The following is a 14,606-nucleotide window of genomic DNA, read 5'->3' as shown; positions in this document are numbered from 1 at the left end:
CTCATCTTCAGCTCATCAGCCATAAACAGCTGATGGAATCCCCCTGGGCGATATCGCGGTAAGGCGGGATCACCGCCAGCGCATTGGCCTGAATGCACGAGGAAAGCACCGACGAGTTCTGGTCATCAAACGCCCTGGCGTGGGCGCCCTCGGCGTCAAACGTCAGGGTCACGCGCATGTAGTGCTGTCGCGGGCCGGTGGACGTCGAAAACTCCGCCCGAGCGGTAACGCAAGGCAGCGCGGCCAGCTCGGGGCAGTTTAATAGCGCGCCCATCAAGGGGCGTAAAAACAGCCAGGCGCCGACAAACCCGGAAACGGGATTACCGGGCAACCCGACAAAGTGCGCCTGCCCGCCTTGGCGCCGCGGTAGACGGCCCAACGCCAGCGGCTTGCCCGGCCGAATGGCGAGCTTCCACATGGTGAGCTCACCCAGTGCCTCGAGCGAGGCCTTCACGTGATCCTCTTCGCCGACACTCACCCCGCCGGTACTGACCACCACATCGGCGTCTTCCGCCGCTTGGGCGAGCAGTTCCCGGGTGCGTTCAGCATCGTCGGGCACGCTGATCTGGCTCACCACCTCAGCGCCAAAGGTGGTGAGCAAGCGCGTGAGCATGGGGCGGTTGGAGTTATACAGCTGCCCCGGCTTGAGCGGCGTCCCGGGGTCAATCACTTCATCCCCGGTAGACAGCAGCGCTACCCGTGGCCGACGGCGGACGGCCACCTCCGTGACCCCCTGCCCGGCCAGATGACCGAGGGCGGCGGCTTCCAGACGCTCACCGGCGCTCAGCAGTACATCCCCCTGACACACATCGCGCCCTTTCAGACGCACATTGTCGCCAGCGGGAATATCCGCTGGAATGATGGCAGCATCGCCCTCCACCTCGACGCGCTCCTGCATGACCACGCAGTCGGCCCCCGGGGGAATTTCACCGCCGGTAAAAATGCGCGCACAGCTGCCTGGCGCCAACGGCATGGCAGGCGTGCCCGCCGCAATCCGCTGGCTGACTGGCAGCCGCTGTCCTGCATCCTCTGCCCGCAGCGCGTAGCCATCCATGGCGCTGTTGGTATACGGCGGCACATCAAGCCGCGCGGTAACGTCTTCAGCCAGCACCCGCCCGGCCGCGTCGGGAAGCGCCACTCGCTCCGCCGTCACGGGCGTGATATCCGCCAGCAGCGCGGCCAGAGCATCTTCGATGGAGTGCAGCTCAGCCATGCTGGCCTCGCTCGGGGATGACCAGGTTGGCGAAGTTGCAGGGCTTGTGGCGGCTGTCGAGCTGTTCGGCCAGAATGCCGTCCCAGCCGGTGCGGCAGGCGCCGGTGGAGCCCGGCAGGCAGAAGATCACCGTGGCATTGGCCAGCCCGCCCAAACAGCGACTTTGTATGGTGGAGCTGCCAATCTCGTCGCCGCTGAGCTGGCGGAAGCGTTCGCCAAAGCCTTCGATGTGCTTATCCAACAGCACGCTGACAGCCTCAGGGGTGGAGTCGCGGCCGGTAAAGCCAGTGCCACCGGTGGTAATGACCACCTGCACGTTACGATCGGCAATCCACTGGGCGACGACGGCGCGGATGGTGTATACATCGTCGGGTACGATACGTTTTTCCACCAGATGATGACCGGCTTCAGAGAGGCGTTCGACCAGGGCCTGGCCACTGCGGTCCGTCTCCTCCGTGCGCGTATCCGAAACGGTTAACACCGCGATCGATAAAGGAATCATTGCCTCTGCCATCGCCTTCACTCCTGCTTCGCGGCTTTCTTTTTCGCGTGGTGGGCTTCCCAGGCCGCCATCTGCTCGGGGGTTGCAGGCGGCTGATAGAGTTCTTTCCATTCGCTGTAAGGCATACCGTAAACGTATTCGCGGGCTTCTTCGTAAGTCAGCTGTTCACCCCGCGCTTCTGCCGCACTCACCAACCATTTGGACAGGCAGTTACGGCAGAAGTCGGCCAGAATCATCAGGTCGATATTCTGCACGTCTTTATTGTCATCCAGGTGCTGTAACAGGCGGCGAAACGCAGCGGCTTCAAGCTCGGTACGGGTGGTATCGTCAAACTTGTCCATCTCTGTGACCTCTATGGTGTGAAATTAAGCTCAGCATAACAAAAGACACCGCCCGTAGGCGGTGTCTTTTGCAACATTCCAGCGCGCCTTACGAGGAGCGAGGAGCGGGTGATTCACCTGCGTCTTTCGAGGCTTTCCGGTCAGCCAGCTCCTGCTCGGAGACCGCCTGGTCCTTGACCTCTTCGTACCACAGGTTGTGGTGCTCCTTGGCCCAGGTTTCATCGACGTAGCCAGTGGTCATGCCTTCCAGCGAGCCTTCCGTACCCAGGGTACCGATGTAGATATGACCGACCGACACGGCCGTTAGCCCCAGGGCGCCCACCGCGTGGACGAGGTTCGCCCACTGCATGGTGTCGCGTCCCTGACCGAAGTTGGGGAAGTCGAGGACAAAGCCGCTGGCAACCACCAGAAGCCCCACCGAGGCCAACAGCCAGTACCAGGCTTTTTCACCGCCGTTGGCAAAGCCAGCGTCCACGTGCCCTTTGCCGACGAGGCCGCCGCCCTTCTTGAACCATTCAAGATCGTGCTTCTTGGGCATGTTGTCCTTGATCAGGCTGACCAACAACACGATCAACAGCACACCGAAGATCGGGCCAAGGTAGTTGTGCAACACCTTGGAGGAAGCGACCATCCATCCCCAGAAGGCATCGCCAAACAGGCCACGGAAGACGAACTTGCCAAACAACAGATTGAGACCGGTGAGGGCCAGCACGATAAACAGCGACGCCACCGACCAGTGCAAGGCACGCATGAATAACGGCCAGCGGAACAGCTTGCGCCCCGTTCGCGGTTCTTCAAGATGCTTGCGACCAATGATCAGGTAGAACAGCGTAATGATCCCGATCATGCCGCCAATCACGATCAACCCGAAGGGCGACACCCAGCGGTTACGCCATTGACGCCAGGTTTCGCCGCTTGAGTTGATCAGATTGTAGTTACTCTCGTAACGCGAGTCACGGTAGTTGGGGCCTGTCTCGCCACTGCGCACTTGCCGCCACTGGTCAGCATCGATACCCGGGGCTGCCGTGCTCATCTCACGGTTGGGGTCAGCCTCTTGAGCATGCGCCAACTGGGTCACGCCAAGACTGAGCACCAGTGCAAAGGCCAACAATAGCCAGCGCCAAACTCCTTGCCAGCGGCTTGGATGCGGCACCCCACCGGGTGCCTGAGCAGTCAACTGGTTCATGGAAAGCCTCCTTACCCTTTACGGGCAGCATCATAGGCTAGGTTGTCGGCACTGGCCTGGGGATTGTTGGACCAGGCACCGTCTTCATGGCCACGATGCACCACGCGCTGACGGAAAATATCCGCTACGTCCTGGGCGTCGCCTGCCAGAAGTGCCTTGGTGGAGCACATTTCCGCACACAGCGGCAGCTTGCCTTCGGCGATGCGGTTGGCACCGTACTTCTCGTACTCCTCTTCCTTGGTTTCGGCAGGGCCACCCGCGCAGAAGGTACATTTGTCCATCTTGCCGCGCTCGCCGAAAGCATCCTGCTGCGGGAACTGCGGCGCACCGAACGGGCAGGCGTAGAGGCAGTAGCCACAGCCGATACACAGGTCCTTGTCGTGCAAGACGATGCCATCGTCCGTTTTATAGAAGCAGTCGGTGGGGCATACCGCCATGCAAGGGGCATCGTCACAGTGCATGCAGGCGACCGAAATGGACATTTCATCGGCTTCGCCGTCATTCAGCGTCACGACACGCCGACGCTGAATGCCCCATTCGACATCATTGGCATTTTTACAGGCGGTCACGCAGCCGTTGCATTCGATGCAGCGCTCGGCGTCACACATAAATTTCATTTGAGCCATGGTGTTCTCCTTATACGGTGCGGGATGTCGCCCGCACCGTGGATGCTGTCAGGTCTGGGCGAGCCTCAGGCACGCTCGATGCGGCAGATGGTGCACTTGGTCTCTTGCATCAGTGTCACCGGGTCGTAGCCATAAGTGGTCGCGGTATTCGCCGCTTCGCCAATGACGTAGGGGGCAGTACCTTCGGGGTAAATGCCTTCCAGGCTTTCGCCCTGGAACATGCCGCCAAAGTGGAACGGCATGAAGGCGACCTTGCGGTCCACACGGGGTGTGACCATCGCCTTGACTTTCACGCGGCCGCCTTCGGCCCCTTCGACCCACACGTCATCGCCGTCGCTGATGCCGATATCATTGGCATCGGCCGGGTTGATCTCCACGAACATCTCTTGTTGAAGCTCGGCCAGCCACGACATGGAGCGAGTTTCTTCACCGCCGCCTTCGTATTCGACCAGGCGCCCGGAGGTGAGGATGATCGGATAGTCATCCACCGAGGGGGCACTGTCCTGTACGCTCTTGTACATGGTCGGCAGGCGCATGATGGAGTCAAAGTCGTCCCAGGTCGGGTATTTATCGACCAGGTCACGGCGCGTCGAGTAAAGCGGCTCGCGGTGTTTCGGCACTGCGTCCGGGAAGGTCCAGACCACGGCCCGCGCCTTGGCGTTACCGTAAGGGGCGCAGCCATGCTCGATGGCGACACGCTGAATACCGCCGGACAGATCGGTCTTCCAGTTCTTGCCTTCCGCCGCTTGTTTCTCAGCGTCGGTAAGGTCGTTCCACCAGCCAAGGTCTTTCAGCAACTGGTCGTTGAACTCCGGATAGCCATCGTCGATATCGCCATTCACCGGCGCAGAACCTTCAGCCAGCAGATTGACGCCGTCCCGCTCGATGCCAAAACGAGCACGGAAGCCCATGCCACCTTCCATCACCGGTACGCTTGGATCATAAAGATTGGGCGAGCCGGGATGATTGAACTCGGCCGTTCCCCAGCAGGGCCAGGGCAAACCGTAATAATCGCCATCCGCCGGGCCGCCTTCGGCGCGCAGGTTTTCAAAGCTGAAGGTGTGCCAGTTTTGCTGGTGTTCCTTCAGGCGCTCCGGGCTTTGACCTGTGTAGCCGACGGTCCACATGCCAGCGTTGATTTCGCGCAGAATATCTTCGATCAGCGGTTCGTCGCCGTTCATCTCGTAGTTGGCGACCAGCTCGTTGCCAAAGCCGAGTTTTTTGGCGAACAGGTACATGATCTCGTGGTCGGGCTTGGACTCGAACAGCGGGTCGATGACCTTGTCGCGCCACTGCAGGGAACGGTTGGTCGCCGTCACGCTGCCAGTGGTTTCGAACTGGGTCGCGGCCGGCAGCAGGTAGACGCCGTCCGTACGGTCATGCATGACGGCCGCCACGGTCGGGTACGGGTCGACGATGACCATCATTTCGAGCTTTTTCATCGCCTGCTGCATTTCGACGCCGCGGGTCTGGGAGTTGACCGCGTGGCCCCAATAGAACATAGCTTTGAGCGCCGTACGCTGGGAGATGTTCTCGTCTTCTTCCAGTACCCCGTCAACCCAGCGCGATACGGTAATACCGGCACTGTTCATGGGCTTGCCGTCGGCATACTCGGTGTCATCAAAGCGACCTTTCAGCCACTCATAGTCAACGTTCCAGACGTTGGCCCAGTGCTGCCAGGCGCCTTCCGCCAGGCCGTAGTAGCCGGGTAGCGAATCGGAGCCCAGCCCCAGGTCGGTAGCGCCCTGGACGTTGTCGTGACCGCGCAGGATGTTGGCGCCGCCCCCGGCCACGCCGATATTGCCCAGCGCCAGTTCCAGGATGCAGTAAGCGCGGGTGTTGTTGTTACCCGTGGTGTGCTGGGTACCGCCCATACACCAGACAACACACCCCGGACGGTTCTCGGACAGGGTCTTGGCAACGTCGAACATGTCCTGTTCGCTGACGCCGGTGATGTCTTCGACGACGTTCGGCGGGAAGTTGGCCACTTCCGCGCGTACATCGTCCATGCCGTAAACGCGCTGGTTAATGTACTCGCTGTCTTCCCAGCCGTTTTCAAAGATGTGCCACAGCAGGCCCCAGACGTAGGCCACGTCGGAACCCGGGCGCAGCCGCACGTATTTATTGGCCTTGGCGGCCGTACGCGTGAAGCGCGGGTCGGCCACGATGATCTGGCAGTTGTTACGCTCCTTGGCAATCAGGAAGTGCTGCATCGCCACCGGGTGCGCTTCGGAGGGGTTCGACCCGATGAACAGAATCGCTTTACTGTTATGGGTATCGTTGAGCGAGTTGGTCATCGCCCCATAGCCCCAGGTATTGGCTACCCCGGCCACGGTGGTGGAGTGACAGATACGCGCCTGGTGGTCGGTGTTGTTGGTGCCCCACATCGACGCCAGCTTGCGCATCAGGTAGGCCTGCTCGTTGTTGAACTTGGCCGACCCCAGCCAGTAAACGCTATCCGGGCCGTGCTCTTCACGCAGCTCGAGCAGCTTGTCGCCAATCTCGTTGACCGCGTCTTCCCAGCTCATGCGCTCCCATTCGCCGCCCACCAGCTTCATGGGGTACTTCAAGCGGCGACTGGAATGGCCGTGCTGGCGTAGCGAAGCGCCTTTGGCACAGTGAGCACCGCGGTTGATCGGGTGGTCGAAGGCCGGTTCCTGTTTGGTCCAGATCCCCTCCTGCACTTCGGCATACACGCCACAGCCCACCGAACAGTGTGAGCAGATCGTGCGCTTGGTTTCCACGGGGGAGTCGAGCACCGGCGTTTTGTCCGCCGATTCCGCGCGGCGCATCATGGGCGCGCCCATAAAGCCTAGGGCGGCCACACCGCCTGTCGCCACACCACTGCGCTGAATGAACTGGCGGCGCGAAATCCCCATGCCGGGTGCTTTGGGAGTGTCTGTTTTGCGAGTTAAACGCATGGCAATTCTCCTGGCATTCCGCCGTCAGTCACGCAGGGACGCGTAAAAAGCACGGACGTGATCGGTCTCACGATAATTGGTTGTTGGTTTTTCAGCGTCGCTGGGAGCGCTATCAGCTTGCGCCAGGGTGACGTGCCCGACCGCGGCGGCCGCGCCGGCAGCGGCTGTTCCCAGACCGACGGTTTTCATGAACCGGCGGCGCTCAGGATTATGTGACTGTTGCATGGTGCTCTCCTCTCTTGCCATGGCCTTTGGCCGTTTTATCTTATGCTATGGCTGCTGCGCGCTCACCGGTGGGCGAATCAACGCATTAGCGCGTCACGTCAAGGTTCCATAATAGTTACTGGGGCATGGCTCGCCTCGATGGCCAGACGGTCCTCTTCGCTTGTCATGAAAGCACTGCCCAACTGCCCGAGCGCTGCATAAAAAGCGGTATCGACTTGCCCCAAGTCGTCAAAACAATCGCTTGCCCAGGGGGCAAGGTGGTGCATGAAAAAGTGCGCTTGATCGGCGCTGGTCATGTCGACCAGCATGGCCATCACTTCGCATAGCGCGGCCAAGTGATCTTCCGGGTCGCGGATGTGCTCGTTGCGCTCGAAACCCAGCGCACCAAGATCTCGGCGCAGTTCAACCAGGGCCGCTTCCATGAGCTCGCCGTTGCGGTACCAGGAGGCATAGGGCACCACATCGCCCTGAATCACGCCGACCAGATGACCGAAGTGCGCTCGCTTCAGGCCCGCGGCGTCAGCGCTGTTCGCCGCTTGACTGAGCCCATGCCAGCACTCGGCCAGGCGGCTGCCGTCCTGCTCGATATCGAGCGACGCCAGCCAGCCAAGCAGCTCTTCGGTGGGCGCTTCGCGCAGTAGCGCGGCGATAAGCCGGTAGATATCCGCGCGTAACGCATCGGCTTCGCTTAATGTCGGGGCAGCTTGCGTCATGGCTTATACCTTCAACTGGGCGTCGGGATCACGAATCATGGTTTTCCATACGTCTTTCACCCGACAGTCTTCGCACATCTCCAGGCGCAGCATGGCGTCGCCTGCAAAATAGGGATGATCAGCCAGCTTGGCCTTGATGTTGGCCACCGTGCTGGCCGTGGCAAAGGGTTTGCCGCAGCCGATACACTCAAACGGCGCTTCCTCGTGGCACACATGGCGGGTCTCACGCTCTGCCGTGGCCAGAAAGCCGGGTGTCAGGGTAATGGCATCTTCCGGGCAGGCCTGTTCGCAAAGCCCGCACTGCACGCAATCCGCTTCGCGGAAGTTCAGCGAAGGCACCTTGCCCCCGGAGGAAAGCGCCGGTGTCGGGCAGCTGCTGACGCAGGCGTGACACAGCGTGCAGGCATCACTGTCGACCTGAATGCCACCGTAGGCGGCACCCTCTGGCATGGCGTGGCGCTGGCCGCTGGGCTCGCCAAGTTCGCCCAGGCGCGCCAGCACGATGTTCAGGCGAGCGCGCTTATTGGGCTCGTTCAGCGTCAGCGGCTGGTCGGTCAACGGGGTCAGCGTAGGCAACGCATCGCGCGCCTGGGCATCGCCAACGGCCAGCAACTGCACCCGGGCCGGGTCGTGCCCCAGGGCGGCCAGCAGTGTCTGCGCCTGGTTCACCTGATCATCCAAAAAGGCGCCGAGGCGGGCAGGCATGTCGGGATGCGCCTGAATGCGCACTTCCGCCGCGCCACTGGCCAGGGCCGTCAGCCACTGGTCGTGACCGGCCGCCCCGAGTTCTTCCAGGGGAATATCCAGCACGTGCCCGGCGGGTACCATGCCCGCCGCTTTTTCGGCGTCCTGGGAATCGTGGGTGATAAAGCGCAGCACAGGCGCCTGGCCGCCCGCATCACGGTAGGCGGCCAGCCAGCTTGAGAGCGTGTCCTGCTGGCGGCGTGTATCGGGCAGGCGAAATTCGATCGCGCCGGTGGGACAGGCGCTGGTGCAGCTGCCGACGCCCTGACACAGATAGGGGTCGATCTCGATCTGCGATTCGATGCGCCCCTGATGACTGCTGATGGCATCGGCGGGGCACACATCCAGGCAGCGGGTACAGCCGGTGTTGCCACTGGAGGAGTGGGCGCAAAGGTCGCTGTTGACCTGGAAATAGCGCGGCTTGTCGAATTCCCCGATCAGCTCGCCGACGCTGTCCAGCGCCTCGCGACGTCGTTCGGCATCCGTCCAGTCGAGGGTGACATAGCCCGGGGGTGGCAGCTCGCGCGCCAGTACCGGGCGAGCACTCAAGTCCAGCACCAGATCGAAGTGATCGCGATCGATCAATGCCCGGGCCAGGTTAAGCGGGCTGCCGTCATTATCAAACTGGACAGCAAAAGCGCCAAGATAACCTGAAATGCTTAACACCTCGGCCTGCCCTGGCGACATTTCATAGCGGACAAGCGGCTGTGCATGCCCCTGTGGCGCTGCGTCAGACGACAGAACGTCCTCAGAAGCGGCATCTTTGGATTCAGCGGAGTCGGCGGCGGCCTTTAGGGTCAGCAGGGTCAACGAAGCGAGCCCGCTGCCCTTCAAGGCATGGGCGGCTTTCTCGGCGGCGTCGCTCGAGCCAATCACCAACGCATGACCACGGCTGTGATAGGTCACATTGGCGGGCGTCAGATTCGCCGGCCAGGAGATGCGTTGGCGTACCGCTTCTCTGGCTTCGGCGTTACGCTGGTCGTCCAGGGACGCCAGCTGGATTCTTTGATTCATGCATTCTCACGGTCAGAGGATCATTTTTATTATATTGATGGATCATATTTTTTAGATATCTTGTCATATCGGCTGCACCAATGCATAACATTAGTACACAGCGATAAAATCATTTTTTCATTTCGCTGCTTATTGGCTCAGCTTATGGCGGTTTGGTCATTCATGCCAAGAAAAACGCACCTTGCACTTTCAACGCTGTTGTTCCGATATCAGATCAAGCCTTTGTTTTAAAAGGATTAAAAGCCGACTCATGCTTTCGTATGAGAGTTATCAGACTGGTCGTCTTGTGCCACTTCCTTCTCAGAACCAGGCGGATTGGGCGCATCGCTATCAGCGGAAGATACCTGCTCCGAATCGCCGTCTGTTGATGCTTGCTCACTCTGGGTATCGTTGGCATTGTCGGCCAGGGATTCATCGGCTTTCTTGGCCCACCGCCGCAACTTGCCCGCCAGCTCCGAGGCCATGGGTTTCAACTGCTGGCGATAGTCCAGATCGTAGTCATCCAGACCATCGCGCACATTGTAGTTACCGGTCGCCCAAAGGCGCTTTAACGCCCGCCGCCGCAGCGCTGAACTGACGCCGGGTACCATGTAGCTACTGAAATCACTGCCCGCTTCCAGCGTCTCGGGGTCGGGCAGGGTTTCATCCAGGCTACCGGGCGGGGGCGGAGCAGGCCGCACGGGCTCGCTGGCTTCAGTAGCGCCTGCCTCATGATTGTCCGCCGCTCCATCCCCGTTGGCCGGGTCCGCTTCATCCGGCGGCAGCGGTGGCTCACTGCGCTCTTTCGTCTCGGGATCTGCAACGGATGGTTGCTCGTCCGGCTCGAGCCCCCGCTTGATACGCGACCAGCGCTCTAAACGACTCATTGCGGTTTCTCCTTGGTGGGCGTTTCTTTGGCGCGCCCGGACCCTTTGTTTTTCTTCTTGCGGATTTCCATCGGCGCTTCGCCGTGGCGGGCCAGATAGCTTTCGATCCATATCTGGATCGCCATCGGCATCGCCACTTCCAGCACCTGCTGCTCGCCATCCATCCAACCGGCTGCGACATCCTGACTCGCCGTAATCGCCGCAGGCTCGGGGGCCTGCCCGGTAAACCCGGCGCGCACGAACAGCCGTGGCGTGGCGGCCGTCAGGTTGAAGCGATAGGCAGCGCGCTCGGTCATGAACAGCTGCAAGAACAGCACGTGCGGGCCCTGCTCACCCAGCGTCAGCTCACCGATACGCCATTGTGTCTGGCTGAAACGGTTGATCTGCTTGTGCTCGGCGACCAGCGTAATACTCAGTGGGCGGAGGTTATCGGTCATTACGGCGGCCCTTATGCTTTATTCGGAACGAAAGGTTCAGGTAGACAAGTAAGCCTTTCGAGCGCCATCATCGTCAACTCAAACCTTGTATGCACCATGAGGATCACGGATGCCCGCCCTGGAGCTAAGCCGAGCCCGCTTACCGGCCACCACCGAGATTGACGTGGTAGACGAATTTGGTGATACCCGCCGACAGGCCATTGCCGCCGAGCGGGCCTTGACCGTTTATCTCAACAAGCGTGAGATTGTCACGCTGATGACCCTTGGCGACGACCCGGAAGCGCTGGTGGTGGGCTATCTGCGTAATCAGGGGCTGCTGCGCGCCGCGTCTGATCTTTCCGTCGTTCAGGTGGACTGGGAGGTTGAAGCCGCCGTGGTCGTCACCGGCCACTTGCCTGACGACCTTGAGGCTCGCCTCAGCACCCGCACCGTCACCACCGGTTGCGGGCAGGGAACGGTATTCGGCAAGCTCCTCGATCAGACGGCACTCACCGAGCTGCCTGAAACGCGGCTGGCTCAGTCCACGCTCTACGCGCTGCTGCAAAATCTCAATGCCTATAATGAAACCTACCGTAGCGCCGGGGCGGTGCACGGCTGCGCGCTGTGCTGGCAAAGCGACGTACTGGATTTCGTGGAAGATGTCGGCCGCCACAACGCCGTGGATACGCTGGCAGGCCGCCAGTGGCTGCAACAGGCAGACAGCGCCAATGCGGATATTTTCTATACCACGGGGCGACTCACCTCAGAAATGGTGCTTAAGGTCGCCCAGATGGGCATCAGCGTGCTGGTCTCCCGCTCCGGTGTGACCCAAAAAGGCGTCGAGTTGGCGGAACGCTTTGGCGTGATGCTGATTGCCCGCGCCAAAGGCAAGCACTTTCAAGCCATTAATGCCCAGCACCGCCTCACGCTGGATGCCATCCCCGCACGCCCGCCCCGCGCCCGGGCAGCCAAACAGGAGGCACGCCAATGATTGCCACCAAGCAACTGACCGGCATGATTCTCGCCGGCGGTGAAGGCCGCCGCATGGGCGGCCGCGATAAAGGCCTCGAACCCTTTTCTGGCCTGCCGCTGATTGCTCACGTCATTCAACGTTTCGATGGCCGGGTAGCCGAACTGCTGATCAACGCCAACCGCAACAGCGACGCCTACGAGTTGTTCGCTGACCGTGTCATTGAAGACGCCGAAGGCGGTTTCAAAGGGCCGCTGATGGGTATCTACAGTGGCTTACGGGCGGCGAAAACGCCCTGGCTGCTGGTGGCGCCCTGCGACTCCCCGGCGCTGCCCAACGACCTGGTGGCACGCATGGTGGCGGGCATCGGCGAGCATGATATCGGCGTTGCCTTTGACGGTGAACGTCTGCACCCCGTGGTGGCCTTGATTCGCACCTCCCTGGCGGAGGATCTGGCAACAACACTGGCCGATGGGGAACGCAAGATCGACCGTTGGTATGCCCGCCATGCCTGGTGTAGGGTCGATATGTCTGACTGCCCGGACGCCTTTGCCAACCTCAACACCGAAGAAGAGAAAATCCGCCTGGAAACAGCGCTTGGCAATGACGCCAGCGCGAAAAAGGCCGCCACATGACGCTGTCCTGTTTCGAGCTCGGCGAGCAGATGCTCAGTGTGAGCGAGGCGCGAACAGCGCTCGCCACCCTGATCGAACGGCCCCTGGGCAGTGAGTGCGTCGCCCTCGCGAATGCCCATGGTCGGCGCCTTGCGGAAGACATTACCGCCACGATCAACGTACCGCAGAATACCAATGCGGCGATGGACGGTGTGGCACTGGCCTGGGAAAACAGCGCTCAAACCCACTGGGCACTGGCAGGCGATGCCTTTGCCGGGCAGGCGTTTGCGGGCAACGTCGCTGCCGGGCAGTGTGTGCGCATTACGACCGGCGCGCCGCTGCCGCCCGGCACCGATACGGTCATCATGCGTGAGCAGCTGGTCGAGCATCACGACAGCGTGGTCATTGAAGCGCCCGAGCGTGTCAAACGTGGCCAGAACGTGCGCCAGGCGGGAGAGGACATCACGATCGGCGACGTCGCGCTGCCCGCTGGCACGCGTTTAGACGCCGCGGCCCTCGGGCTGGCCGCCTCTCTGGGGTGGGCACGAGTACCTGTTTATCAGCGCCCCAGGGTGGCGATTTTCTCGACCGGCAACGAAGTCACGGCCCCTGGCGACCCGCTGCCCGGCGACGGTATTTATGACGCCAACCGCTTTACCCTGACGGGGCTGCTCATCGAACAGGGCGCTGAGGTCATTGACCTTGGCATCTTGCCGGACGACTTTACCGCGCTGACGGAAACCCTGGCAGACGCCGCGGCGAAAAGTGACCTGGTGATTTCCAGTGGCGGCGTTTCGGTGGGCCATGCCGATTTTACCCGTGATGCCCTCGAGCACCTTGGGCGGCTGGCGTTCTGGCGGGTGGCCCTGCGCCCGGGGCGCCCCATGGCCTGCGGCTGGCTGGGCGCGGCGCGTACGCCTTTCGTCGGCCTGCCCGGCAATCCCGTGGCCGTCATGGTAACCTACCTGCAGTTCGTGGTGCCGTTGCTGCAGCGGCTCCACGGTCGGCCGGTGACGCCACCGCGCCGACTCCAGGCGGTTGCCGACGACACACTGAAAAGTCGCTTTCAACGGACAGACTTTCTCCGTGGCGTCTACCATAATGATAAAGACGGACGGCTACACGTTCGCAGCACCGGTGCCCAGGGGTCGGGCATTTTAACCTCAATGGTGGCCGCTAACTGTTTGATAGAGTTAGCCGATGACCAGGACGGCGCGCAACCAGGTGAGGTCGTCAGCATACAACCACTAACGGACTGGCTATGACCGAGCAACTGATCGACAACTTTGGCCGCCGCATCAACTATGTGCGTATATCGGTAACCGACCGCTGCGACTTCCGCTGCGTTTACTGCATGAGCGAGGAGATGACCTTTCTGCCCCGCGCGCAGGTACTGACGCTGGAAGAGTTGGCCATGGTCGCCCGCGCCTTTACCGAGCTCGGCGTCGAGAAAATCCGCCTCACCGGCGGCGAACCCCTGGTACGCCGTGATATCACCCAATTGGTGGATGAGATCGGCACGATGCCGGGCCTCAACGACTTCACCATGACCACCAACGGCGCCAGCCTGCGCAAGCACGCCAAGCAGCTCTACGCCGGTGGCATGCGGCGTCTCAACATCAGCCTGGACTCGCTTGACCCGGAACGTTTCAAGCAGCTCACCCGCACCGGCGACCTGGACAAGGTGATCGATGGTATCCACGCTGCCAAGGAAGCAGGCTTCGAGCGCATCAAGCTCAACGCGGTTATTCTCAAGGGCCGCAATGAAGATGAAGTGCTGGATCTGGTCGACTTTGCCCGCCGCGAAGGGCTGGATATCAGCTTTATCGAGGAAATGCCGCTGGGCGACGTCTCCGACCACTCCCGTGCGGAAACCTTCTACTCGAGCGACGATGTCCAGGCGCTGATCGAAACCCGCTATCCGCTGATCGCCACCCCGGAAACCACGCCCGGCCCGTCACGCTATTTCCGCATGGCCGACAGCAACAGCCGTATCGGCTTTATCTCGCCGCACAGCCATAATTTCTGCGATACCTGCAACCGCGTACGCGTCACCGTCGAAGGACGCCTGCTGCTGTGCCTGGGCAACGAGCATTCGGTGGATCTGCGTGCGGTATTGCGTCGTCACCCGGGTGATATGCAGGCGCTCAAGAACGCCATCATCAATGCCTTGCCGCTCAAGCCCGAGCGCCATCACTTCACCACCGATGGCGATGTTCAGGTGGTGCGCTTCATGAACATGACCGGCGGCTAAC

Annotated in this window: 15 protein-coding genes; 4 read left to right on the top strand and 11 right to left on the bottom strand. The window is 61.3% G+C overall.

The window, feature by feature from the left end; translation table 11 throughout:
* Positions 1 to 7 precede the first annotated feature (7 nt).
* The 11 genes from glp (NH395_RS15025) to NH395_RS14975 form a co-directional block, all read right to left on the bottom strand.
* Entirely contained in the window at positions 8 to 1,213 is a 1,206-nt protein-coding gene (gene glp, locus NH395_RS15025) for a gephyrin-like molybdotransferase Glp (RefSeq protein WP_253026005.1), read from the bottom strand.
* The gene (gene moaB, locus NH395_RS15020) at positions 1,206 to 1,727 is read right to left on the bottom strand and encodes a molybdenum cofactor biosynthesis protein B (RefSeq protein WP_253026003.1); all 522 of its coding nucleotides are present in this window, start codon (positions 1,725 to 1,727) and stop codon (positions 1,206 to 1,208) included. Before moaB ends, glp (NH395_RS15025) begins: the two co-directional genes overlap by 8 nt.
* A 5-nt stretch (positions 1,728 to 1,732) precedes the next feature.
* The gene (locus NH395_RS15015) at positions 1,733 to 2,056 is read right to left on the bottom strand and encodes a DUF1244 domain-containing protein (RefSeq protein ID WP_092824335.1); all 324 of its coding nucleotides are present in this window, start codon (positions 2,054 to 2,056) and stop codon (positions 1,733 to 1,735) included.
* An 88-nt stretch (positions 2,057 to 2,144) separates the two neighbouring features.
* Positions 2,145 to 3,242, bottom strand: coding sequence for a formate dehydrogenase subunit gamma (locus NH395_RS15010; RefSeq protein ID WP_253026001.1), 1,098 nt, complete (start codon positions 3,240 to 3,242; stop codon positions 2,145 to 2,147).
* Positions 3,243 to 3,253: 11 nt separating this feature from the next.
* On the bottom strand, positions 3,254 to 3,868 hold the full coding sequence (gene fdh3B / locus NH395_RS15005) for a formate dehydrogenase FDH3 subunit beta (protein WP_253025999.1): 615 nt from the start codon (positions 3,866 to 3,868) through the stop codon (positions 3,254 to 3,256).
* Positions 3,869 to 3,933: 65 nt separating this feature from the next.
* Positions 3,934 to 6,789 (bottom strand): formate dehydrogenase subunit alpha, encoded by a 2,856-nt coding sequence (locus tag NH395_RS15000; protein ID WP_253025997.1) that lies wholly within the window; start codon positions 6,787 to 6,789, stop codon positions 3,934 to 3,936.
* 24 nt (positions 6,790 to 6,813) lie between these two features.
* On the bottom strand, positions 6,814 to 7,014 hold the full coding sequence (locus NH395_RS14995) for a twin-arginine translocation signal domain-containing protein (RefSeq protein WP_186253931.1): 201 nt from the start codon (positions 7,012 to 7,014) through the stop codon (positions 6,814 to 6,816).
* A 98-nt stretch (positions 7,015 to 7,112) separates the two neighbouring features.
* Complete coding sequence (locus NH395_RS14990; RefSeq protein ID WP_253025995.1) at positions 7,113 to 7,727, bottom strand: molecular chaperone TorD family protein; 615 nt, start codon at positions 7,725 to 7,727, stop codon at positions 7,113 to 7,115.
* Between the two features lie 3 nt (positions 7,728 to 7,730).
* Complete coding sequence (locus NH395_RS14985; protein ID WP_253025993.1) at positions 7,731 to 9,485, bottom strand: 4Fe-4S binding protein; 1,755 nt, start codon at positions 9,483 to 9,485, stop codon at positions 7,731 to 7,733.
* A 248-nt stretch (positions 9,486 to 9,733) separates the two neighbouring features.
* Positions 9,734 to 10,351, bottom strand: a complete 618-nt coding sequence (locus tag NH395_RS14980; RefSeq protein ID WP_253025991.1) for a DUF3306 domain-containing protein — start codon at positions 10,349 to 10,351, stop codon at positions 9,734 to 9,736.
* Positions 10,348 to 10,788: a DUF3305 domain-containing protein gene (locus NH395_RS14975; protein ID WP_253025989.1), complete on the bottom strand. Its 441-nt coding sequence runs from the start codon at positions 10,786 to 10,788 to the stop codon at positions 10,348 to 10,350. The genes NH395_RS14980 and NH395_RS14975 overlap by 4 nt, the downstream gene beginning before the upstream one ends.
* Positions 10,789 to 10,897: 109 nt before the next feature.
* Between NH395_RS14975 and NH395_RS14970 the strand changes: the two genes are divergently transcribed.
* From NH395_RS14970 to moaA, 4 genes are read left to right on the top strand one after another with little or no spacing between them, the layout of a single operon-like run.
* A complete protein-coding gene (locus NH395_RS14970; protein ID WP_253025987.1) occupies positions 10,898 to 11,758 on the top strand; it encodes a formate dehydrogenase accessory sulfurtransferase FdhD in 861 nt (286 codons plus the stop codon).
* The gene (mobA, locus tag NH395_RS14965; protein WP_253025985.1) at positions 11,755 to 12,372 is read left to right on the top strand and encodes a molybdenum cofactor guanylyltransferase MobA; all 618 of its coding nucleotides are present in this window, start codon (positions 11,755 to 11,757) and stop codon (positions 12,370 to 12,372) included. The genes NH395_RS14970 and mobA overlap by 4 nt, the downstream gene beginning before the upstream one ends.
* Positions 12,369 to 13,616, top strand: coding sequence for a gephyrin-like molybdotransferase Glp (glp, locus tag NH395_RS14960; RefSeq protein ID WP_253025984.1), 1,248 nt, complete (start codon positions 12,369 to 12,371; stop codon positions 13,614 to 13,616). The genes mobA and glp (NH395_RS14960) overlap by 4 nt, the downstream gene beginning before the upstream one ends.
* A complete protein-coding gene (moaA, locus tag NH395_RS14955; RefSeq protein WP_253025982.1) occupies positions 13,613 to 14,605 on the top strand; it encodes a GTP 3',8-cyclase MoaA in 993 nt (330 codons plus the stop codon). The genes glp (NH395_RS14960) and moaA overlap by 4 nt, the downstream gene beginning before the upstream one ends.
* The last annotated feature ends 1 nt before the right edge of the window (position 14,606 follow it).

The organism is Halomonas sp. Mc5H-6 (assembly GCF_024124705.1).
In the GTDB taxonomy this organism is placed as follows: domain Bacteria; phylum Pseudomonadota; class Gammaproteobacteria; order Pseudomonadales; family Halomonadaceae; genus Vreelandella; species Vreelandella subterranea.
The sequence above is the reverse complement of the archived record's forward strand: the minus strand, read 5'-3'. Positions and strand labels throughout refer to the sequence as shown.